Here is a 24,353-nt window from a genome sequence, read left to right on the forward strand (position 1 = left end):
GTTTCACTACTTCAATCAACATAGAGCGTGACTTTGGCAAGACACCCCACTATATCGTCACTGCCAATGCTCGCCAGACCATTGGCAAAATTATCAATCACTTTGCCAGTGGCATTCATTCGTTTTGCCTCATCGGCTCGTATGGCACTGGCAAATCCAGCTTCATCCTCGCCTTGGAAAACTGCCTGTGTGGAAAGACTGTTGGAAAAAAATGTCTTACTGAGCCAACGTGGTCAATTCAATAGTTTTGAGCAATTCTCGTTTATAAACATCGTTGGCGACTACACATCGTTGGCGAATCTACTTGCGTCACATCTTAATGCAGAAAGTAAGAACGTTATCTCTGTGCTGGACAACCACTATAACAGACTTCAGAAAACAAATCAATTCTTAGTTATTGTTATTGACGAGTTCGGTAAAGTGCTTGAACATGCAGCCAAGAACAATCCTGAAAAAGAAATGTACTTTTTACAGAAGTTCTGCGAGTATGTAAATGACACAAGTAAGAACATTCTCTTCCTTACAACGCTGCACCAAGGTTTTGGAGCCTACGCCAAGGGATTGAAAGCAGAGCAGAAACAGGAATGGACGAAGGTAAAAGGTCGCATTCAGGATATCGTCTTTGCTGAACCGATAGAGCAACTTCTCAACCTTACCGCCACTCATATATCTTCGGCTGATAAAAAGCCAACACTCAACACAGACAAGATTTACAACTTAGCTGTCGCTTCTAAGTTTGCCGCCAGCACACTTGATGCTAACGTTGCCCGTGCTCTCTATCCAATGGATATTGTCTCGGCTTACGTTTTTACCCAAGCTAATCAGAGATATGGCCAGAATGAGCGTACCTTGTTCACATTCTTGGAGACGCGCGGTGAGGGGACTGTCAACGATTTTGAAGCTTCAATCAATCGTTTGTATAGTCTTGCCGACGTCCATGATTATATTGTTTACAATTTTTACTCTTATTTGCAAGAGGCTCACGAAGACTCGGCGAATTGGTCGGCTATCAAGATTGCCATCGAAAGAACAGAGGGACTCAATGCAGATGCCACAACCATAACCGATGCCATCAAGATTGTTAAGGCCGTCGGCCTTCTGAACATCTTTGCCTCGTCTGCTGCTAGCATCGACAAGCAGTTTCTGATAGTCTATGCTAGCTATGCTATGGACGTTTGTCAAGTGGGCTCGGTGATAGACCTCCTCGAAAAGAACCAGATACTGCGTTTCGCTAAATACAAGTCCAAATATATCCTCTTTGAGGGAACCGATGTAGATTTGGAAGCAGGGCTTTATGAGGCTGCTCGCGAATGCAAGCGTCCCGATGTTATAGCAGAAAAGGTGTGTGAATACTTCGACGACAAGATAGCACTTGCCAATGCGCACTATTTTCGCACTGGCACGCCACGATACTTCCAGTACTGTCTCACCTCTTCGCCTATTGAATACATCGTCAGTGGCGAGACCGACGGGGTTATCAATGTAATACTGCCCCGTCAGGAGGACCTTGTTGCTGTCAAAGCTGCTTGCACGGACATAAATGGTAAAGCCATCCTCTATTGCATTTTTGAGAACACAACCGAAATCGCTGACCATCTCTTTGAGATAGACAAACTCCATTGGGTGCGCGACTATTACGTGGCCGACGAGAACGACAAAGTAGCCAACCGAGAGATAGCTAACCTGCTGGTTCACGAAAAGTCAATGTTGAACAAAAACATTATGGAGAGCCTCTTCTCTGACAACGTGACGTGGATTTTTAACGGTAAAATTCTTGCGTCAATCACATCGCGTAAGATGCTCGCACAGCAACTTTCTACCATATGTGATTCTGTCTATTATGCCACTCCAATCTATCGTTTCGAGCTCATTAACAAGCACCGCCCCACTGGTAATATGTCACTTGCCCGCCAGTCGTATTTGCAGGCATTGCTTGACCACTCTTCCGAGCCATACCTTGGCTTTGAGAAGGATAAGTACCCACCCGAGAAATCACTATATCTCACACTTCTCAAGAATACAGGTATTCATACGACTGCCGGACTGGGCTCACCGACCGAACCTTCATTCCAACCACTTTGGGACGCTTGTGAGAACTTCCTGCGCTCCACTATCGGCAAACCGCATAAGTTGGGAGAACTCTTCACTCTGTTAGAGGCTGCACCTTTTCGTCTGAAGCAGGGGTTGCTCTATTGTTGGATTCCCACATATCTGATTATTAAACGAGATGATTTCGCGCTCTATAACAGCGATGGGACCTATGTACCTTACATCAACAAGGAGGTGCTTGACCTTATACTGCGCTCACCCAATGGTTTTCTCATTAAGGCCTTTGCTGTTGACGGTGTCCGCCGTACATTTTTCGACAAATATAGAGAGGCTATCAATATGGGCAGCTCAGAACTCTCGACTCAATCGTTTATCGAAACGATTCGTCCGTTCCTCACCTTCTATAAGAAGTTGAATAGCTATGCTCGACGTACGAAGGATATTTCGCCCAATGCTCGTAAGTTCCGCGATGTCATAGCAAAGGCAACCGACCCAGAGAAAACATTCTTTGAGGTGTTGCCGGATGAGTTGGGCTTTAAGGAAATTACACTTAGCCAAAACCCAGAAGCCATTGAGAGCTTTGTTGCTGTCATACAAGAGGCTATCCGCGAACTCCGCAACTGCTACTCTGAATTGGTTGGCAATATCGAGCAATATTTGCTTAAAACACTGCGACTTGAAGAAGTCGGTTTCTCTGACTATCATCATCTGATAGCAGAACGATATAAGTCGGTTAAAACGGAATTGATGCCTGTAAATATGCGTAACTTTCAAACCCGGCTTGTTGGCAACTATGATGACAAGACCACATGGATTGAAGCGGTGTCATACGTTGCCCTCAACAAGCCTTTGACAGAAATACGCGACACAGATAAATCGTTCCTGCTGGCTACATTGAAAGATATGCTGTTTCAACTGGATGACTATGTGGAGATGCACAAGACTGCAAGTGAGGATGTCATAAGACTGCATATCACACAGAATAAGAGTAAGGCTGTAACTACGCAAGTCATTCTTTCCGAAGCAATGCGTCAAGAGGTCAACAGCCTTGAAAACAAACTGGAGTCTATTTTGAGTGGTGACAACTCGCTCGACGTTGCTGCACTGATAGCAATCCTTAAAAGAAATTGAAATGAGTGAAGTAAGACACGTGTTAGGTATATCTGGTGGAAAAGACAGTGCTGCTCTTGCCATCTACCTAAAAGATAAATACCCCAATCTTCATATTGAGTATTATAGCAGCGACACCAAATGTGAGTTGGATGAAACCATTCAGTTCATTGACCGGTTGCGCTCTTACTTAGGACACATAACGACCTTAATTGCGGCAGAAGGAAGTCCTGAACCTACTCCTTTTGACCACTTTCTGAAGGTAAGCGGTGGCTATCTGCCATCGGTACAAGCAAGATGGTGTACGCAGAAAATGAAACTGGCCGAGTTTGAGAAATTTGTTGGCGACACCCCAACTGTTTCATACGTGGGTATCCGCGGCGATGAAGACCGTGAAGGCTATGTATCGACAAAGCCAAATATACAAGCCATATTCCCGTTCCGCAAGAATATCTGGAGTATGGATGTAATTCACGAGGTGCTGCATGATAAGAACATTGAGAATTTTGCAGAATGCTATCGCAACGTTGCAGACGATGAGACCTATCAAACAGTTGAAGCGGCTCTCACTTCAAAGCTTACCAAGCACTTCTACTACTCAAAGAAATTGAATATGCTACTTGATGCTGATGTCATCACCTTTAATCACGCCGTATTCAGTTTTCTGAAGCAATACACAGATTACCCTGTGGGAAAGTTGGACTATTTCCCATTGATTGACAATGACGAAGTTTTGATGAGAGAAGAAATCTTTCGCATCCTTGAAGATAGCGGCGTAGGCATACCAGCATATTACAACCTTATCGACTTTGAAGTGGATGGAAAGAAAGGACAGTATTGCCGTAGCCGCTCTGGATGTTATTTCTGCTTCTTCCAGCAGAAGATAGAATGGATTTGGCTCTACGAGCAGCATCCCGACCTTTTCAAAAAGGCAATGGAGTATGAAAAAGACGGATATACGTGGATTCAAGGCGAGCCTTTGAGCGAACTGATACGTCCGGAGCGTATGCGGCAAATCAAGCTTGACCAGATAAAAAAACAAGAAGAAGCGAAAGCAAAGAGCAAAAGTAAGCTTCTGGTGGACTTGTTTGATGATGAAATCAATTGCGCCAACTGCTTTATATAATATATAATAAGGAATGTCCTATGCTGAAATCTGATGTGATATGGCCAAATAGCCGACGATTCAAGTCGCGGACAGAATGGGAGCCTTTAGGCTTCTTCTCCGAAGCTTTGTGTAATTCCACGCAATTTGATCTGAAGCTAGGCTTCTTTTCCTCATCGGCCATCAATGTACTGGCAGACGGTTTCGCTGCGTTTCTCTATAATGGAGGAAAGATGCGCATGATTATCAACGATATTTTATCTACCGAGGATAAGCGTGCGATAATTGTAGCAGACTCGTGCGACGATGTGGATTACTTCAACCTGCAAGATTTGGGTGGTATGAGCGACACGTTGTCTAAGCGCAACCAGCATTTCTTCGAGTGCCTTGCTTGGCTGATTCGTCATAACCGCATTGAGATAAAAGTGGTTGTACCAAAGGCTGGAGAGGGCATAGCCCATTCCAAGTGCGGCGTATTCTTCGATGGACTGAACCGTGTGGCATTCGATGGCTCATGCAACTTCTCGAAGACGGCACTTATTGCCAACATCGAGAGCATCACTGCTTTCTGCGATTGGGACGGGCAAAGCGATGTGTGTCGCATTAAAGATGTTGTGGACGATTTCGAACGCACTTTCTCTGGTAACGACGAGAGTGTGACTTATCTTGATACAGACCATATCCGCACACATATTACTGACACCTACAAAAACAAAGATATACAAGAACTGCTGGCAGACGAAGCACAACTCATCAATGACCGATTGGAGAATGACTTGCCTAAAACTGTGACCGCGTTCCTCGGTCGGGCCAAGAATAAGGTGAAAAGCATTATCGAGCGAATCCATCAAAATGAGATACAAAGGGGAAAGGAAGCTGCACCTCGGTTTCCCTACTCGCAAGGACCTCGCGAATACCAGCAACTTGCGTTTGAAAACTGGAAAGCAAACAAGCAAAAGGGGCTGTTTGCAATGGCAACAGGTACAGGCAAAACCATCACGTCGCTCAACTGTTTACTTGAAATATATAAGCGGTGCGGCTATTACAAAGCCATAATCCTTGTGCCTACGATTACGCTTGTTGGCCAATGGGAAGAGGAGTGCAAGAAATTCAATTTCAAGAACGTCATACGGGTTTGTTCCAAGAACTCCAAATGGGAGGAGCAGATAGAAACGATTACATTAAGCGAACGATTGAAAGGGAGTGACAACAATCTATCATACATAATCATTTCCACATACGCCTCGTTTATCAAAGACAAGGTCTTCAAGTCGTTGTCTGTGTTCCCGAAGACAAAGTTGCTGCTGATTGCCGACGAAGCCCACAATATGGGCTCACGCCGGATGTTGAACATCTTGGATGGCATCCCTTATTTGCGGCGCATAGGTTTGTCGGCTACTCCCGAACGCCAGTTTGAAGAAGAAGCGAACCAGACGCTTTATCATTTCTTTGGCGCAGAAAATGGCTTTACTTACGAGTATTCAATGCAGGAGGCCATAGACAAGGGTGTTTTGTGCCGATATTATTATTATCCGCATGTCGTGCGTCTGACGATGTCGGAGATGGAAGAATACATGAGAATATCGGTACAATTGGCTAAATTCTTCAATAACAACCATTTTGCGGATAGCAATGAGATACTGACCGCACTGCTACTGAAACGCAAGCGGATTATTCATAAGGCAGAGAACAAATTGGAGGTGTTCCGGAATATACTTGAACAGCGTTTCCAAGAAAAAGGTAACTTGAAATATACGCTGGTCTATGTCCCGGAGGGATTGAAACCAGATACGGCAGATGCAGACGTTTACGATGATACAGACCAGTTACAAGACGATGACTATTCCGAAAAGCTCATCAATGAATATACCGCTGTAGTGAGTGGCATTGACAGCAAAGTCACAGTACGTAAGTTTACATCTGGCATTAAAGAACGTGAAGAATTGCTGAAGGGATTTGCCGACGGTGATATAGAGGTTCTGACCTCGATGAAATGTTTGGATGAAGGCGTTGATGTTCCGCGGAGTGAACTTGCCATTTTCTGCGCAAGCACAGGTAATCCCCGACAGTTTATACAGCGTCGAGGAAGAATTTTGCGAAAACATCCCGACAAGCACATGGCTGTGATACATGATTTGGTGGTGGTACCAGAGGTTAATATCGGCGAAGGCTCATATGCTATGGAACGTAGTCTGATGGCAACGGAATTACGCCGAGTCAGGAATTTCTCGTTGCTTTCGGAAAACAGCGACGACACTATTAACGAATTGGAGGATATAATGAATTACTATAACTTATCATTGTTTTAACGATGGCACATTACAACAATAACAGCAACAGAATCTTGCAGGCTGTTTTGGCCGATGAGAAACTGATAGAGTTTGGCGAGTACAATCCCGCTGACTATCAAAGCTTGGACGAGGCTCTTGCGTCTGACAACCTTGTGGTGAATACTGTGGCAAGGATTATCAACGAGGTAAATGAGGAGAGCAGCTCACGGGAAATATATAATATGGTAACAACCTATCTAAAGAATAATATATGATAATCAAGAGCGTAACAATAAATAATTTCCGCAGTTACTACGGGGAGAATACCTTTGAGTTTTCTAAGGGACTGACTCTGATTATTGGTGGCAATGGCGATGGTAAGACCACATTCTTCGAGGCGTTGGAGTGGTTGCTTGATACGGTTCATGAGACGAAAGACCCTTCGCTCATCTCGGAAATGCGCAAATCGGAATTGGACGAAGATGAAGCCGACACTATGTCTGTTTCAATGTTTTTTGAGCATAATGGAGAAAAAGAGGTATCGAAGAGCCTGACCTTCGAAAAGAAAAACGGAGTATGTCGAGTGACGAATTTTGCTTTCAAAGGTTACGAGACCAATGGCGCTGAGCGTATGCAACGAAAGGGCAGCTCGCTAATTGACGTGTGTTTTGATGCGTTCATTCGTAAGTATTGCCTGTTCAAAGGTGAGAGCCAGTTAAATGTTTTTAATGAGAAAGAGGCGTTGAGAACGCTTGTAGATAAATTCTCCGACATCCACAAGTTTGAAGATTATGTCGCTGTTGCTACTGAACTTGAAGCAAAATCCGATCGAGCATACGCAAAGGAGTGCCAATCGGATAAGAAGATCTCGCAGAAGGTTTCGGAACTCCAATATAAGAAAGAGCGTCTTGGACAACAGATAGACGAGATAAAACGCGATATCAGGAAACAGGAAGATGTGGTGAGTACCTATTCTGTGAAACTTGAGGATTTGGAGAAGCACCAGGCCACCAGCGAAAGTTATCAGGACATCAAGAAGCGCATAGACACGCAACGCGAGAAGCTGGCTAAGCTCCGTTCCATGACGATGGTGCGCTACAATACGAACCTGCTTGATGAGTTCTGGGCATTGATGCCATATCAGAATGTGTTTGAGGAATTTCAGAAAAAGGTATCGGCGTTGAGCAAAGAAAAGCGACGTCTCAGCGACCTTGACATACAGGAAAAAGCGGCAACAAAGGCTAAGAAAGAAGTCGTTGATGAACTGACATCAAGTCTGCAAAGCGACTTCACACGCTTGCCTTGGTACCTGCCCGATGGGGAAACGATGCAAGAGATGCTCGACGAAGAAGTATGCAAGGTATGCGGCCGACCAGCAAAGAAGGGCACGCAGGAGTATCGTTTCATGGAGAACAAGCTGAGGGAATACTTGGAGTGTAAGTCGCAGGAACTTGCGGCCAAGCAAGAAGAATTACCAGACACTCCGCTTTTTGGTACTCAATATATCGAGGAGCTTCATTCGCTCTCTATCAGTTTTGGGGGCATGACGGCGAGAGATATTGCCAAGAAATATCGCGAGGTCGTGGATAAACTGGAATTTGTGGCAAGAATCAAACAGGACATTGCAGAGAAAGAGGCTGAGTTGCTAGAACTGGAAGACGAGAAATCCCGTTTGCTTATCCAAGCCGACGGACTTACGGAAGCGATGCTTGATAAGAATTTCCGCGATATCAAGGGTTTCTATGAGCAGCGAGACCGAGCAAAAAACCGCATTAGCGATTATCGCGAGCAGTTGGCCAAGGTCCAGCTGGAATACGATAAGGTGAAGGAAGAGTTTGAGCAACTGAATCCGACAACTGGCATGGCGAAAGTGTATAACCGTGTGCATACGTTGCTCGACAAAGTGATGTGGGCTTTCGTTAATGCAAAGAGCGAAAACCTGCGCCGCTTCCTCGCAAGCCTTGAGGAGCGCACCAATAGTTATTTCGAGAAACTGAACAAGAATGACTTCCGTGGCCTAATCCGCATTGTACAGACAGCGAGCGATTCGGCAGAGATAAAGCTATTTAGTTCTAACGGCACGCCAATCAAAAATCCGGGCGGTGCGCAGGAGACAACCATGTATATGTCACTACTCTTTGCTATCTCCGATCTCACTACGCTGAAGCGCGAAGAGGATTATCCGCTCATATTCGATGCGCCAACTTCATCATTTGAGAACTTCAAAGAGAACGTCTTCTACAACATCATCGACAAAATCCAGAAACAGTGCATTATCGTGACGAAAGACTTGCTTGAAGTGGACAAACAGACGGGCAAGAAGACTCTGAACGAAGCGCAAATAGAAGCTTTGACCTGTTCTGTATATCGTATCGAGAAACAGACGGGCTATAACGAAACCGACCTTTCAACAATACGAACCATCATAACTCCAATAAAATAATGGCAGCAACAAAGATATTCAACCTTTGGGCGAAGCGCAGCCCTGAGTGGGAAACGAAATACGAAGACACCTTGCTGAAGGCGTTCTGCGACTACGGTAAGGGTTCGACAAGCTATCAAGAAACCCGTGCAAAACTGTTCGGCGCAGGATATGAATTGTATATTCTGGCGTTCTTCATTGGTCTGTATCATGGTCAGACTAAAGACCTTGTGGCAGATAAAGCCAAGCGGAAAGACTTTGGCTGGGCGATTGAGAATTGGGGAACGGCAGAGGCTCGTGGCGGTCGCAAGCAGTATGGTCAGATTCGCGAATACATGTTCATGGCTCTTGTGGCTCGTACTGAAATAGACTGGATTGCCCTTGACAAAGGCGATATTACGCCCCGCAAAGTGGTTGACTTGCTCATTGACAAAATGGAGAAGTACGCAAACTTCGGCTTCGATTTCATGCAGGACAAGCTCGAAGACAATCCCGATTACTTCTACAAAGAAACAGCATTCCTACAAGTTTTCCTCAACTTTATGCGATCATCAACCTCTGAAAATGCAGCAGCAGCAGCAGAAGAAGAAGAAGAAGAAGAAGGGGAAGCAGAATCTTTGGATTAATATATGGAAGTTATATAATAAATTTTAATGTATGAAAAAACGGACAAAACTTACAGTCGGCTGGTTCTATGAGCTTCTGGAATGGGGCGTTTGTCCGAATAGGGTGTGGCAGGATTGGGTATTGCTATTGGATTAAAAAAGGTATCGATATACCTTCAAATTTTCAATAAAAGAGGACCAGCATTATTTGCTGGTCCTCAATAAAAAAACGATTGATTTGTTGCATTCGAAAATATGCAGTATCTTTGTGATAGAGATATTTGAGATTATGCAGAGAAACGCAATGTGCAGCAAGACTTTTGTTACTAATGTGTTACCTATTATCTTTGATTTTAGTCCTTACTTTTTGATTTTCAAAAAGATAAAATCAATCACTTAGATTTGCAGTTTGAAACTAAAGTTCCCAATGCTTGAAACCATAGTTCCAAAGGCTTGAAACTAATGATTCCAAGCTGTTGGAACTAAAGTTTCAAGCCTTTGAAACTATGGTTTCTCTTCGCTGAAACTATGGTTTCAAGGCGACGAAACTAATTCAGTGCTATAACCTTATCATGACCCAGCTTAGATTGCTTCTTTAGGGTCAGCCTTTTCTATATTAAATTTTCGTTTTTTCTTGTCGGTCCCGGATATAATGAGTAATTTAGCAGTCTCAACGACACGAAGACGCTGACACAAACAACCTATTATTATATAAATGAAAATTACCCAATTCCGTAAAAATGGAGATACAACAGCGCTCAGCGTAATGGATCTTGAAAAACTGGTAAACAAAGTAAAAACAGAGATAAAATCCCGTCCGGTTTCCACTTTCAGAGAAGAATTAAGATATATGCTTCCAGATGATCGGTGTATGTTTGCCGACAAGCTTCCCGAGATAATTCCTGCCGCAGAATTTAGAAAAGTAAACGGGCAGAAGCAGATGAAAGCGTATAATGGTATTATTGAACTGACTGTCGGTCCCCTGTCCAATAAATCGGAGATAGCTCTGGTGAAACAAAAAGCGAGTGAACAACCGCAGACCCGTTGCGCTTTTATGGGTTCGAGTGGAAAAACGGTGAAGATATGGACCACTTTTACTCGTCCGGATAACTCACTGCCCAAAACACGGGAAGAGGCGGAACTGTTTCACGCTCACGCCTATCGGCTGGCCGTGAAATGTTATCAGCCCCAAATCCCGTTCGATATACTTCCCAAAGAGCCGACTTTGGAGCAATATTCGCGATTGTCTTATGATCCGGATATTATGTATCGTCCGAATTCCGTGCAATTTTATCTCTCGCAGCCCACAGCGATGCCCGAAGAGACGACTTTCCGGGAGGCAGTGCAGGCAGAGAAGTCTCCGTTGACTCGTGCCGTGCCGGGATATGATGCAGAAAATGCTTTTTTGATGCTTTTTGAAGCTGCTTTTCGAAAAGCTTATACAGATCTTAGTGAAGCAGGCCTCCAATTACGGGAAGATAAATGGCAACCATTGGTCGTACAATTGGCCAAAAATTGTTTTGCTTCGGGATTGCCTCAGGAAGAAGTCGTGAAACGTACCGTTTTTCATTTCTATATGTATAAACAAGAAGTGTTGATCCGGGAGATGATTGGCAACGTATATCTCGAATGTAAAGGTTTCGGCAAAAATATCAGTCTGAGCAAAGAGCAACAGCTAGCCTTACAGACCGAAGAATTCATGAAACGCCGTTATGAATTTCGCTATAACACACAAATCGCCGAGGTGGAATATCGGGAAAGGCTGTCTTTCCGTTTTCGTTTCAATCCTCTCGACAAACGGGCGCTGAATAGCATTGCCCTAGATGCACAAATGGAGGGTATTCCACTGTGGGACAGGGATATCAGTCGGTATATCTATTCAAATCGCGTGCCTGTATTCAATCCGTTGGAGGATTTTCTCTATCGACTTCCCGGATGGGACGGTAAAGACCGTATCCGTGAATTGGCAGCTACCGTTCCTTGCCGGAATCCGTATTGGACAGACTTGTTTCACCGCTGGTTTCTCAATATGGTTTCTCATTGGAGAGGGTATGATAAAAAATACGCGAACAGTGTTTCGCCATTGCTGGTCGGGGCGCAAGGGACGCGAAAATCTACCTTTTGCCGGAGTATAATGCCACCTTCGGAACGTTCCTATTATACTGACAGCATTGATTTCTCGCGAAAGAAAGATGCGGAACTTTATCTCAATCGTTTTGCGCTCATCAATATTGATGAATTTGATCAGGTCAGTTCGACACAACAGGGCTTCTTGAAACATATTCTGCAAAAGCCTGTGGTAAATATGCGGAAACCTCATGCCAGTGCCGTGCTCGAAATGCGCCGGTATGCTTCATTTATCGCTACGAGTAATCAAAAAGACCTGTTGACCGATCCTTCCGGTAGCCGTCGTTTCATCTGTATCGAAGTGACGGGAGTGATTGACACGAATCGTCCGATAGATTATGAGCAGCTTTACGCGCAAGCCATGTATGAATTGGAACATGGCGAACGCTATTGGTTCGACCAGGAGGATGAAAAGATTATGATGGAAAACAATCGTGAATTTGAGCAAGTTCCTCCGGAAGAACAGCTGTTTTTCCGGTATTTTCGTGCTGCACAGCCTGAAGAAGGGGAGTGGTTGTCTCCGGCGGAGATTATGGAAGATATTCAGAGAAATAGTTCGATACCGATGTCCGTGAAAAGGGTCAATTCATTTGGAAGAATACTGAAAAAGCAGGAAATCCCCTCCAAACATGTACGTAGCGGTACGCTTTACCATGTCGTAAAGTTAGTGACCGGGTAGCGGGAACAAATAATAAATGTGTGATTGCATTGTGACGGCAAAAATGCCGTCACAATGCAATCACCTCCTGCTGTCACGGGCTGATTCGTTGATAATTAATCTGTTATCTCCTGTTTGGTGACAGATGACAGCAACTTACCATATATATTCTTCTGTGTAGCGTTGGTAAGCAGGCTCTTCTTTTATTCCTTTGTTACGAAACAATTGTTTTATATAAGCTTGATCTTTGGGCATAAGGCCTCGTTCTCCACGATAGAGTCGGTAATATCCTGTTTTCCCATAGTGTCCCACCAACTGTGATCGGATACTGACTGCGTCTTCATAAGGAATCCTGTCAAGCAACCGTTTAAGTCCCCATGTTACATGAACTTTTACAGCCGTTTTAAAACATTCGCATTGATTCCCGTCCGCAGGATAGCGTGCCGGATTAACGCTGGTGATATAAAGATAGTCGGCTCCGTTATATTGTGCAGCTATGTGGCGTAAGCATTTGGAGGCTTGTGGGCATTGGTCGTTGAAGCAACGGGCAAAATTGTAAGGGACAGACAGGCTGTCGGGTTCTTCTTTCATTTGTTGACTTTGTTTTATTTATGATAGCAAGGGATACAAGTTTTGTATTCTCTACAAATGTAAGGCTTTCTTTCAAGAATGAGAAATGATTGATAAGCTAATACCATTGTTCTATGCGATTTCTTTTTGAAATCACTATCTTTGCAATGGATCTATTCATTAAATAAAGAAGAGATTATGCTTGCATACACATATATTGAACACGGAAAATTTGAATTGCGAGAAAAACTGGAACCGAAAATTACGGATGCACGGGATGCAATCGTGCGTGTGACTCTTGGCAGTATCTGTACCAGTGACCTGCATATCAAACACGGTAGTGTGCCGCGTGCAGTACCCGGAATAACGGTTGGACACGAGATGGTAGGTGTCGTGGAAGAGGTGGGAGCTGAAGTTACATCAGTCAGACCCGGCGACAGAGTGACTGTGAATGTCGAGACTTTCTGTGGGGAGTGTTTCTTTTGTCATCACGGATATGTCAACAACTGTACCGACCCCAACGGTGGCTGGGCTTTAGGCTGCCGTATCGACGGCGGGCAGGCGGAATATGTCAGAGTACCTTATGCCGATCAGGGACTGAACCGTATTCCCGATACAGTCAGTGATGAACAGGCTCTTTTTGTCGGTGATGTCCTTGCCACAGGCTTCTGGGCAACTCGTATCTCGGAGATTACGGAGAAAGATACTGTCCTCCTCATTGGTGCCGGACCTACCGGAATTTGTACTTTGCTCTGCTCGATGCTGAAGAATCCGAAGCGTATCATTGTCTGTGAAAAGTCCCCTGAAAGGATTCGGTTTGTCCGTGAACATTATCCCGATGTACTGATAACGACACCTGAGAACTGCAAGGAGTTTGTACTCCAAAACAGTGATCACGGTGGAGCTGATGTTGTTCTGGAAGTGGCGGGGACCGAAGATAGTTTCCGGATGGCGTGGGACTGTGCCCGTCCCAATGCGATAGTCACGATTGTGGCTCTTTATGACAAACCTCTGCTTTTTCCTTTGCCTGAGATGTATGGCAAGAATTTGACTTTCAAAACAGGAGGTGTAGACGGCTGTGACTGTGCTGAGATCCTCAGTCTGATTGAAGAGGGAAAGATTGATACCACTCCTCTTATTACCCATCGCTGTTCGCTGAACGAGATTGAGGAGGCATATCGTATCTTTGAAAACAAGCTGGACGGCGTCATCAAGGTAGCGATTGTATGTCAAACTGAAAGTAATAAATAAGAATATGCCTGTTGTCGAAATATCCTCTTTGTCTCATCCCGGAGTTGAGATATTCTGTACTCTTACCGAGGCTCAGTTACGCAATCGTATCGAGCCTGGCAAGGGTATTTTTATCGTAGAAAGTCCAAAGGTCATAGAGAGAGCTCTGGACGCCGGTTATGAACCTTTAGCCATTTTGTGTGAGCATAAACATATCACTGGCGATGCCTCCAACATCATTGAACGCTGTGGCAATGTGCCTGTCTATACGGGTAGCAGGGAACTGCTTGCTACATTGACCGGTTATGTTCTGACACGTGGTGTTCTTTGTGCCATGCGTCGTCCTGTGGTGCGCAGTATGGCAGAAGTCTGTCGGGAAGCCCGGCGCATCGTCGTGATCGACGGTGTTGTTGATACAACCAACATCGGTGCTATTTTCCGTTCGGCAGCCGCCCTGGGAATTGATGCCGTACTACTGACACGTAACTCTTGTGACCCGTTGAACCGTCGTGCGGTCAGAGTATCGATGGGAACGGTCTTCCTTGTACCATGGACTTGGATGGACGGTTCTCTCAGCGACTTGGGCAAGTTGGGCTTCCGTACAGCTGCCATGGCACTCACGGATAACTCTGTTTCCATTGATGATCCTGTCTTGGCAACCGAACCCAGATTGGCTATCGTGATGGGTACCGAAGGGGACGGACTTTCGCCGGAAACGATTGCCGAAGCTGACTACGTAGTCCGTATTCCTATGTCGCACGGCGTCGATTCGCTCAATGTAGCCGCTGCGGCTGCCGTAGCTTTCTGGCAACTTCGTGCTCGATAATGTTGAGAGTAGTGTATTTGGGGATATTCCTAAAATAAGTTCCCATATTCATTCTGGTATTGATAAAAACTCGTTCATATATCATGTGTATTCATTTTGCTTTGTATTATTTATGCATATAGATCACTGTGAATTCTTTGCAACGACGATTCTCTTGACGAATATTGCTTAATGAAAAGCGGGAGAACTTTTCGAATATGTCCAGACCACGTCCTAAATTAATGGTCCAACCATTATCCAATTCTATTTTCCGGTCATGTTCTGCATCAAACATGAAATTGAAAGTAATTCCATAAGATAATAGTTCCTCTTGTAGGTCATTGAATATATCAATCATTTCAGGAATCTTTTCTTCTTCATTTTGAGTGTGTAGTTCGATTTCCAGCTCTTCGGGTGTCATACATGTTTCACGAGCCATTTGTATGAATTCTATTAGGTTATCAATCTGATGACCTAATCGGATGAATGGATCGGTTATTGTTATTTTCTTAGCTGTACGTATATAATCTCCGAAAAGGGATTTGTATGATACACCGCGTTGATTGAGACGGATTTCTATTTGTTTAGAAGCAAGCTGAACAATGCGTGGACGTGGCGTAAGGCGGGGAGATGATATCGATGGCTCGGAAACATCTTCTTTTGTAGGTTCTTCTGTCTGAATTTCTTCTTCCATTACAGGATTTTCAATTCGTTCAAGTGTCTCGACTTGTTTGGTTTCACCGGTTTTGAGGATTAGATATTCAAACTTGGCAGGTTCTGCTCTAAATGTCTCGTCAATGATATAGAGTTGATCTTTTACACGTTTACGGCATTCTGCTGCAAATTCAATGATTTCGAGTGCTTCTTCACCCGTATATTTTCCGTCCGGATAAAGTAATTTAATCATGCCGGAGAATGTTTTGCGAATAGCCAGATGGTCGCGTTCAGAAAGTGTTCCACTGAATCTTACATAATTCTTTAGCTCGCTTGAAAAGTCTTTATTACGTAAAGCATGAAGCACTGCGGCAATATAATCGGTGATTAATCCATATCCATTACTGAAACTATCTTTTTTGAGCATCTTTATTTCCCATCCCGGATTGTAAAGATGAATCCGGTCAAGGAAAGCCCCTTTGATGAATGCTGTAGGAATAGACTCGAAGAGGTGTGAATTCTTTAGCATGTATGAAACGGTATGTTTCGTGTTGCCGACAAAACTCATTGATGCCGAAGCTTCATGAGAACCTTTACCACGGTTGAATGATTTGTTTGCTAAGTAGTTCTGCATCGTGTCTATCAGAACAGGATCTACTGATTTTCCTTTTTGCTGTTCGTATTCATCCCAGGCAACTACATCCCAATATCCAACAAGTCCAAGTAGTTCCCTATTTCCACTAATCTTCACGAACAACCGGGCGGAAGTAACATCTCCGCCACTGACAAGTACACCATAAGGGGATAATTCCTGAAAAACGTGTGATTTACCTGTCCCTTTGGGGCCTAATTCCATAAAGTTGAAGTTATTTTCAACGTGTGGAAGTAATCGGGAAAGAACTATAAATTTTTCCCGACGGTTCAAATTTTCCGGTTTTAGCCCGACAGTATGAATAAGAAAATCAATCCACTCATCAGTAGTGAATTTTTCTCTTTGTGTAATGTATTCATTAATATCTATATTGGATATTTGGATGGGTTTCAAACTCTGAATATCCCATCGCATCTTAATGTCTTCTCCGCTGATATATCCGATAGTAACGATACACCACACACCATTGCCTGAAAGAAGTTTGGGATTCTTCTTTACAAATTCTGCAGGAATAGGGATATTGGCAAGTCCGAGATTGGCAAAAGTAGCATCATATTCGTCTGCCCTGTCATTGAGAATGACTGATATCTTATCGATAATACGATATTTTCCGGCTTCTCGTATTTTGCCTTTTACTTCTTCGGCATCAGCCCGATGAACATAGTTATTACGAATGACATCCTTTACCTTTTCGAGCCCTTCTTCAATAATAACCGTATCATCACTTGCACAGTATTGTCCTAACAGATATTCGAGCACATAAGTCGGTACAGGTAGGTTGCCTTTGACAAGAAATGCCAGATCTTTTCTTACTACTTTCCCGATGAAGGCGTCTAATATTTTTTGTTGCAGTTCCATAAGCGTTAGAAATCTTGTTCTATTAATGTATTGTTCGTAACGGTTTCTTTTATAAGAGGGTTAAGCATGTCTTCTACATCAAAGATACGGAGTTGCATGATACTTGTACTTGTCGATTGGTTCAGTGTTAACTCCACATCGAAGATGCGATTGTTGTAATTATCTATATCACTGCTATTCAGACAAAGCCTTTTTTCTGTAGTGACGAGTGTGTCATTTGCATAAACGGCGCATACGATATTACGCTCCAGGGTATCCATATCAACTGGTTCCGATTGCATAATTTTAAATTTCAACCGACTCGATACAATAGAGAGATTACGGGTTATCAAAGCAACATTCACTTTTTGCTTCACATTGTTTTTCTTGTTTTTACTATGTATTACAGGAATGATAAGTTCTTGCAAGGATGCCCCTCCATGAGCGAAGTTGTATCCTCCACCTTGAGCGGCAAATCTGTTTGTCCCTTCAGGAACGGCCACAAATACATTATCATTCATGCCGGAAACTTCGGATAAGGGGAATTTGATAACTCCTTGTATGGGAGTATCAGATTTGGTAATGTAATATCGCGACTTCTTTTCCATCGTTTCTTCGGAAACCGTTATTTTATCTTTTTCTTCAAAAGCCATGTCGTTATATAAGAAACCATGATCTGAAGTAAGCGTTACATTAGTCACATTGTAGCTGGCATGAAGGCTTCGGATTAACTTTGCCAACTGTTCTATCGTTCGGCGACAGGCAGAAACTACTTCCATTGGATTATTAGAATGACCTATTTCATCAATCGTATTATGGAAAATATAGACAAGAGGCTTTTTGAATAGTTCCCGATTTACATCTTTGGTTCCATTTACTACAGTAACATAATCTGTACAAACTGCACTTTCACGATAAAGAGCTACGTGTGCAGAGCGTTTCTCCAGCGTATTTAGAATCTTATCATCTACAGCTAAATCCATTTCCGTATCATTCTTATATAGCCAGATGGAACGATGAGGGAGTAGGGCAGGCTTACAAAACTTAGTTTCGGTAGGTAACATGGCAAGCGCGGCATCCAGTGTCGCAATATGTTTTTCTCTGCCGAGATATTGCATCAGTTCTGCGGCAACTTCGTAACGTAATGCATCGCTGATGATAATCACTTGTTTGGTTTGATTATTTTTCTCTTGTTCGTAAAAGTCCTGTTGTTTTGTCAGGCTGATTGTGTTAAAACTGCTACCTTTCTCTTGTAGGCAGGTAAGCCATTCTAGATTAAGGATGTTACACAATTGGGCATAGTCAATATCAAGTTGTTTTTTGACTTTTTCGATGGCACTGATTATAGGAGTACTGTCAGATAACTGATGATAGTTCTCTAATGATTTACGATAGAACATATCAAGCAAGTGGGCTTCCGATATGTATTTACGTACATACTCGTCGGGAGTATTTAGTTTTAACGAACCCAATGAAGTGGCTTTGCTGTAATAATTGGCTACTTCTATTCCGTAGTTAATAGTTTTTTGAATGGCTGTATTGCTCTCTTGTTTTAAGAACAGATCACGTAATTTGTCACATGCGGCTTCCGGGGTCTCTGTGAGTTGCTTTGCAAATATTTTCTTTAAGATTTCCCAACACAGTTCGGTGGGGATATAGAAATAATTAGCATCAATACCATAGGTTTTGATGATTTCTTCAACTTTTATTCCGGCAGCTAATGCATGAAAGGTTGCAAAAAACAAATCACTTTTTACTTTAGACTGATGGATGGCTTTCTCAAGTAATTTATTTATCCGGTCTAAAACTAATGAACTGTTTATTTTATACCGTTTATAATTGTCGTTTGCATCGACAGCTAATGTCTGTGTGATAGCATTGTATTTAAAAGATTCTGCTATTTCTTTTATCTTTTCTTCGCTGTTTGGATTATAAGATCCCCCAAAATAGGATTCAAGTACATTTTGTAAAGTTGCGTAGATATCTACGTTTCTCTCTATCGAACGGTAGAAAGTTATCTTTTTCTTTTCTTCGCCCGGTGATGACAGGAGGAACATCCTGATAATGATAGAATCCCAGTCTAATAACTGATTCTCACCTAAATATCCGGATATTAATCCTCTGCATGCAAGGCTTTTATCAAAATTTTCAGTATTATAGTAAGGACTTAAAATGCGATTAAACTTTTCCAGTTGCAGTTCATCAATGTGCTTACGGATAAAGTCGTGACAGCTTTGAGGAATGTGATGTTGCTGTATAAAGGCTGCATAATCATCGCTTTTGTATTCCATATTAGCACATAATACATCAAGTAGTGGGAACTTTAGCATGGAAATTGTTGATGTAAATGGGCTTGCCTGTTTGAAAATAAGAATGACTTTATCTTCTTTCCATTCATTTTCTAAAGCATATTTTGTTTTGAACCAAGCGCCGTCGAATTCGATGAAACGGAATCCGTCACGCCAGGATACGGCATGAAGTTCCGAAGCAATGGCATCCATCGGGTCAAATATAAAAAGTACTTTAAGCTTTTCGTTTCGTTCAAAGTAATTGTATATCTTGTTTTGTATCATATCTAATTCTTTATTGCTTTAAGTTCATTTTCTAATTCTTTAATAGAGGGTAAAGTGCCTTTGAAATCTTTCGGATAAAGTTTGGTTAACTCATATTCGGAGATACCTATAGGCTGCTTGCTCGCTTCAAGGGCATATTGTGCCAGTACGTTATCTTTGGTCTTACAAATTAGCAGACCGATGGTCGGATTATCTTCAGGACGTTTTAATATATGATTGACGGCAGAAATATAAGTTCCTAATTGCCCTACATTTTCTGAATCAAACTCATTGATTTTAACTTCGATTACCACATAACATCTTAGATTTAAATTGTAGAAAAGCATATCGATGAACTTCTCCGTATGACCGATTTGAAGTCTGTATTCTCTTCCTACAAAAGCAAATCCGGTGCCTAGCTCTAATAAGAACTTGGTAATATTGTGCATTAAAGCATCTTTTAGCTCTTTTTCTCTATATTGTTCTGTGATAGCCAGAAAGTCAAAATTATAAGGGTCTTTGGTCATCTCTTGGGCCAGAGCACATTGTGGCATTGGCAGTGTCTGGCTAAAGTTTGAAATTGAGTTACCTTCTCTTTGATATAAGTCAGTAGTAAGGAAGTTTAGTAAAATGGATCGCGACCAATTGTTCTGAAGTGTTTTTTTTATGTAAAAGCAGGCTTTTACTGGATCATCAAAGCATTTGTCGATGATGCATTTGTGATGTCCCCAAGGGATAGCAAACAATTCACCCCCAGGCTGGGGGCAGATTGTGTTTTCTGTACCTTTTAAATTGCCCTCAAGTTGGGGGCATAATTTATCTGACTGTGAGTAAAGAAGATAAAACCGCTTAATATAATTAATATTAGTGATAGAGAATCCTTTGACACCCGGTAAGCTTTTTTGTAAATCCTGACTGATGGATTGAATGATACCATCCCCCCATTTGCTTTCAGCTTTAAGATTTACAATGTCAGCTCCCAAAGACCAATAGAATCGCAGCATCTCTGTATTCACTTTAACAGCTGCTTTCAGTTGACTTTGTCTATACCGTTCACTTAGATTTTTAATCCATTGTTGGTATTCCGTATCTATTTTTATTAGTTTACTCATTATCCGATATTATTTGATTTTTGCTACTACATCTTTGAACTTAGCATGGTTTACTAGCACTCCATCATCTAAATCAAATGCAATCTGTTCATCAGCTATGATATGTAAGCGATTGTGGTATTCTTGACATTCGTCTAAATCTTTGCGTAGCTTATCCAACTTTTTACGTTCTTGAGTAGAGAGGGAAGCTGCCCGGTTTTCCATTTCTAAAATGCGGTTGGACAGATACTCGATATGTGGAAGCAAATATTTGCTGCGTATTTTTTCTACAGTGTAAGCATCCATACGATGCATATAGGTAATACACTGGAAAGCTCCTTTTTTGAGGAGAATAACCAGTAAATGGGACGATTCTGATACATTTTTTTATGATCTTTCCAGAAGTCTTTTACCAAATAGTCCTCAAGCGTTTTTCCAAAACTCTCTTCTATGAAATTGAGGTTTTCAGTCAAGGTTTCTGCTCCGAATGTTATGCGAACAAAATCTGTAAAACGGCTGACTGCATTATCGTCAAATACACAGTCGCGAGACATAAAGGGAATAATAGCATCATCATCAATTGTGAACTCTTCTCCATTGTAGGGGTAGGGAGCAGTTTCTTCCTCTGTTGGATTAGGATGTGCTATTTGAAGTCCCGGACGATCAAGACGGTAGCGTCCCATCCAGCAGCCTATGGCATAGCTGATGAATTGTTTCATTATGACATCAGCATTGAAAGTTATTTCGTTGTCTTTGATAGTGATTTCACCTTGTTGGAGGATAGTGATTTCCTCTAATGGTACATCAGGGGTTAATTCGTCTTGTAAACCGTATATTTCGATGAATTGGCGGTTGAGTTCTTCTTCGTTAGCATGGAGTTGCATAAATAATACTTTCCACTTTGACATATATTTATTATATTTTTCTTGTAAATTTCCACGTAGCGATATAGATATATCAACAGGTTCATTAATTATTGAGAATATTGTGTTTTTAGAATACTGTCTATGAATAAGTACTAGTTCATTTCCTTTGAAATCCCAAGATGTTTCGTGAGAGTCCCAATCTTCTTTGGCTATTTTATATCCTTCTTCAGCTATTTTTGTTATTGTAAGCTTTTCTTTTTCATTAAATTTTGCTGGTATTGGAAATCTTATAACATCTCCACATTGTAATGCAAGAGTGGGATTAATAAGATTAGCAAAGATTTTATATGGTTTTGAGTTTACAGAACCAAGAAGTAAAAATATATCTTCTGCATTGAAAGGAAACATACTCATACCATTAACATCAAAAATTGCAGCTTCTGGGTTATATCTAAAAGCACAACCTATTGAAGATGTTAATGACCAACTGATACTTTGTTTGAAGTAGTAGTTCGGATTACGAATAACGGGTCCCTGAGTTTTTTTTATTTCTTCTCCATCATTTTCCCAGTTAACAACATATTCTTGATTTCCATACCATTTACGTGTGGAACCACCTTTATTATAAGGAACCCATTTTTTATTTTTTGCGCGAGCCGCTAACGCGGCATTTGTGAAGCCTAGTCCCAATTTTACATCAGCGATTTCGAACCAGAAGCGGAGAAATCTTGCATTGTCTGAAGTTTGCAAGCCTGTCAATGGCTTGCAAACTTCAGACAATGCAAGATTTGAGGTGAATACTTCTTTGACTTTGTCGTTTACCCAATAAACTATCGGTGAACCAGGAATTTTTTCAAAGTCTTTTTGAATTATATTTGGATAATAGCTCTCTTTTTTAAGGAATATCTTTTCTTTCTCCTTACAACTTTTTCCTTCAATAAGCCTATGATAAATACTAGAAGTAAAGGGCGGAAATTTGCAAATGACAAAGGCTATATTCTGTACTACCTCTCCGCTTAATTCATCAAATGTTCGAGGTCCCAAATGGAGCATACTGTCTATTTGGTAATTCTTTATAAAGTGTTTGCGAAGTTTCTCAAAAGATGAAAGAAACATCCAGCTTTGCATATTAATCATTCCCATTTTACCTTGTGAGGTAAGCAACTGTATAGATACATACATAAAGACAGAAAATAGATCTGCTTTTCCATCTTCATAGTTATCTTTTACATATTTAGCTAGTTCTGGATTCATATTCCCACTTCCCATATATGGAGGATTTGCTACCACTGCTGCATATTTATCTGTCAAAGCCAATAGCAACCTAAATGCGGAAAGAAAATTTCGAATCATGATCGGCATTTCTCCCATAGTCTTATATTCTGCCAATCGTCGTACAATAATTTCACGTGTAACTTCTGATATATCAAACTTCATGATAGAACCTAAATTGTCCGCTTGCTGTAACAATTTCATTGCATCCATCAATTCATTTAGGACTTTGTTGTCTTTAGTGAGTAGTATATCTGAAAGATCATTTTTCATCCTGTCATATAACACAGGAATACCACTCATATCAAGTACCCGTGGCAGAGTGTTAGCTTCGAGGAAATAAGTATCTTTTTTGCATGCAGCCATTAGTAGTGCAAACATCGCTAATTGTTTAGCACGTGTATCAAGGTCGATACCTAATAGATTTTTGGTTAAGATGGCTTCTACTGCTTGCCGACGAGAATATCCTTCTTCCTGATACATCTGATAAAATAAATCAAATGCTTCAATCAGAATATGTCCCGAACCACAAGCAGGATCAATCATTTTCATTGTTTCTATATCAGATATAACCAATTTAGTCTCTTGGGGGGTTGGTTCGGATGGCTCTACCAGATATTTCATTTGTTCTGCTAGGCTAGAATAGAGATTATTATCAAGATATATGCGACCTATGGTGTTTTGTACCATATACTTGACAATCCAGTTTGGAGTAAAGATTTGCGTTGCTGCCGGAATATCTTCAGCTTCTGCTTTTTTTGACTTCTTAAACGATGCAAACACTTCGTCTTTCTTTTCAGAAATATAAAATTGATAGAGCCAACCAATCAGTTCCGGTGAACAGTAATCTTCGTCAGAGATAAAATTTGTATGATTAAGAAGATCAATAAATCCACCTTCAGCAAGAATATTTTTGGGTAGTAATAGTTCTGTATAATCATTGACACTGCCAAAGCAAGCCTTTAATACAGGATTAAATTGACAAAATGCGATAATAAGATAAGTAAATTGTTCTGTCACTTTGTTGTCATCTTCCATGTATTCGAGTAATGCACGACGATTATCTTCGGTCATGGTCGGCAATATGCCACGACGTGCTTCTGCTACAATGTGAGGAATATGTACGATTTCACTTTCGTATGCAAGTATAGGAGATATAAAACCATTTTTTTGCATGATGCGGATAGCCATCAGACGATTGAACCAAGTGTAGGCAGCTTCTTCGCATACTTCTTTAACTCCTTTTTGCTGAACACGTTCATAAAGCGATATCCATTTATCATAAAATGTATCATCCGCAATATGTGTTCCCATAAATATAGCACCGGGTTGAACTTTTAGAGGTTTATTTTTTCTTCTACTTTACCGTGAGTATCAAACCCCAAAGAAGTTATTTTGTTAAGGACTCCTGTTTTGAGTATATTGCGTGCCTCAATGGCGAATTTCTTGATCTGATTTGTTTCCATATTATACGGTGC

The 24,353-nt window shown here is 41.8% G+C and carries 15 protein-coding genes; 9 read left to right on the top strand and 6 right to left on the bottom strand.

The annotated features are described in order from the left end of the window. The first annotated feature begins 66 nt into the window (after positions 1-66). From HMPREF9007_RS20285 to HMPREF9007_RS20255, 7 genes are all read left to right on the top strand, one after another. Positions 67-3,180 carry a hypothetical protein gene (locus HMPREF9007_RS20285; RefSeq protein WP_277754620.1) on the top strand — a complete coding sequence of 1,038 codons (3,114 nt, stop codon included), beginning with the start codon at positions 67-69 and terminating at the stop codon, positions 3,178-3,180. 1 nt (position 3,181) lies between these two features. Then, on the top strand, positions 3,182-4,285 hold the full coding sequence (locus HMPREF9007_RS20280; protein ID WP_008760268.1) for a phosphoadenosine phosphosulfate reductase: 1,104 nt from the start codon (positions 3,182-3,184) through the stop codon (positions 4,283-4,285). Positions 4,286-4,305: 20 nt separating this feature from the next. Next, a complete protein-coding gene (locus tag HMPREF9007_RS20275; protein ID WP_008760269.1) occupies positions 4,306-6,573 on the top strand; it encodes a DEAD/DEAH box helicase family protein in 2,268 nt (755 codons plus the stop codon). 2 nt (positions 6,574-6,575) lie between these two features. Further along, on the top strand, positions 6,576-6,809 hold the full coding sequence (locus tag HMPREF9007_RS20270; protein ID WP_008760270.1) for a hypothetical protein: 234 nt from the start codon (positions 6,576-6,578) through the stop codon (positions 6,807-6,809). After that, complete coding sequence (locus tag HMPREF9007_RS20265) at positions 6,806-8,977, top strand: AAA family ATPase (protein WP_008760271.1); 2,172 nt, start codon at positions 6,806-6,808, stop codon at positions 8,975-8,977. Before HMPREF9007_RS20270 ends, HMPREF9007_RS20265 begins: the two co-directional genes overlap by 4 nt. After that, on the top strand, positions 8,977-9,582 hold the full coding sequence (locus tag HMPREF9007_RS20260; protein ID WP_008760272.1) for a hypothetical protein: 606 nt from the start codon (positions 8,977-8,979) through the stop codon (positions 9,580-9,582). Before HMPREF9007_RS20265 ends, HMPREF9007_RS20260 begins: the two co-directional genes overlap by 1 nt. 694 nt (positions 9,583-10,276) lie before the next feature. After that, entirely contained in the window at positions 10,277-12,367 is a 2,091-nt protein-coding gene (locus tag HMPREF9007_RS20255) for a BT4734/BF3469 family protein (protein WP_008760273.1), read from the top strand. A gap of 135 nt (positions 12,368-12,502) precedes the next feature. On the opposite strand, the gene HMPREF9007_RS20250 is transcribed toward HMPREF9007_RS20255, so the two are convergent. Beyond that, positions 12,503-12,937, bottom strand: coding sequence for a DUF6078 family protein (locus tag HMPREF9007_RS20250; protein ID WP_008760274.1), 435 nt, complete (start codon positions 12,935-12,937; stop codon positions 12,503-12,505). A 177-nt stretch (positions 12,938-13,114) separates the two neighbouring features. On the opposite strand from HMPREF9007_RS20250, the gene HMPREF9007_RS20245 reads away from it, so the two are divergent. Both HMPREF9007_RS20245 and HMPREF9007_RS20240 read left to right on the top strand, forming a co-directional pair. Then, positions 13,115-14,167, top strand: coding sequence for a Zn-dependent alcohol dehydrogenase (locus tag HMPREF9007_RS20245; RefSeq protein WP_032850134.1), 1,053 nt, complete (start codon positions 13,115-13,117; stop codon positions 14,165-14,167). A gap of 4 nt (positions 14,168-14,171) precedes the next feature. Then, positions 14,172-14,972 (top strand): RNA methyltransferase, encoded by an 801-nt coding sequence (locus HMPREF9007_RS20240; RefSeq protein ID WP_008760276.1) that lies wholly within the window; start codon positions 14,172-14,174, stop codon positions 14,970-14,972. A gap of 106 nt (positions 14,973-15,078) precedes the next feature. Here the strand turns inward: HMPREF9007_RS20240 and brxL are convergent, their stop codons facing one another. The 5 genes from brxL to pglX are packed head-to-tail and all read right to left on the bottom strand — an operon-like array spanning position 15,079 to position 24,189. Continuing rightward, positions 15,079-17,115, bottom strand: a complete 2,037-nt coding sequence (brxL, locus tag HMPREF9007_RS20235; protein ID WP_008760277.1) for a BREX system Lon protease-like protein BrxL — start codon at positions 17,113-17,115, stop codon at positions 15,079-15,081. Between the two features lie 5 nt (positions 17,116-17,120). After that, positions 17,121-19,667 (bottom strand): BREX-1 system phosphatase PglZ type A, encoded by a 2,547-nt coding sequence (gene pglZ, locus HMPREF9007_RS20230; RefSeq protein WP_008760278.1) that lies wholly within the window; start codon positions 19,665-19,667, stop codon positions 17,121-17,123. 2 nt (positions 19,668-19,669) lie between these two features. Then, positions 19,670-20,758 (bottom strand): PDDEXK nuclease domain-containing protein, encoded by a 1,089-nt coding sequence (locus tag HMPREF9007_RS20225; RefSeq protein ID WP_008760279.1) that lies wholly within the window; start codon positions 20,756-20,758, stop codon positions 19,670-19,672. Between the two features lie 9 nt (positions 20,759-20,767). Further along, on the bottom strand, positions 20,768-21,043 hold the full coding sequence (locus HMPREF9007_RS27480) for a hypothetical protein (protein ID WP_277754621.1): 276 nt from the start codon (positions 21,041-21,043) through the stop codon (positions 20,768-20,770). Next, a complete protein-coding gene (gene pglX / locus HMPREF9007_RS20220; protein WP_277754622.1) occupies positions 21,025-24,189 on the bottom strand; it encodes a BREX-1 system adenine-specific DNA-methyltransferase PglX in 3,165 nt (1,054 codons plus the stop codon). The genes HMPREF9007_RS27480 and pglX overlap by 19 nt, the downstream gene beginning before the upstream one ends. Between the last annotated feature and the right edge of the window lie 164 nt (positions 24,190-24,353).

This window comes from Bacteroides sp. 1_1_14 (genome assembly GCF_000162515.1).
Lineage (GTDB): Bacteria > Bacteroidota > Bacteroidia > Bacteroidales > Bacteroidaceae > Bacteroides > Bacteroides thetaiotaomicron.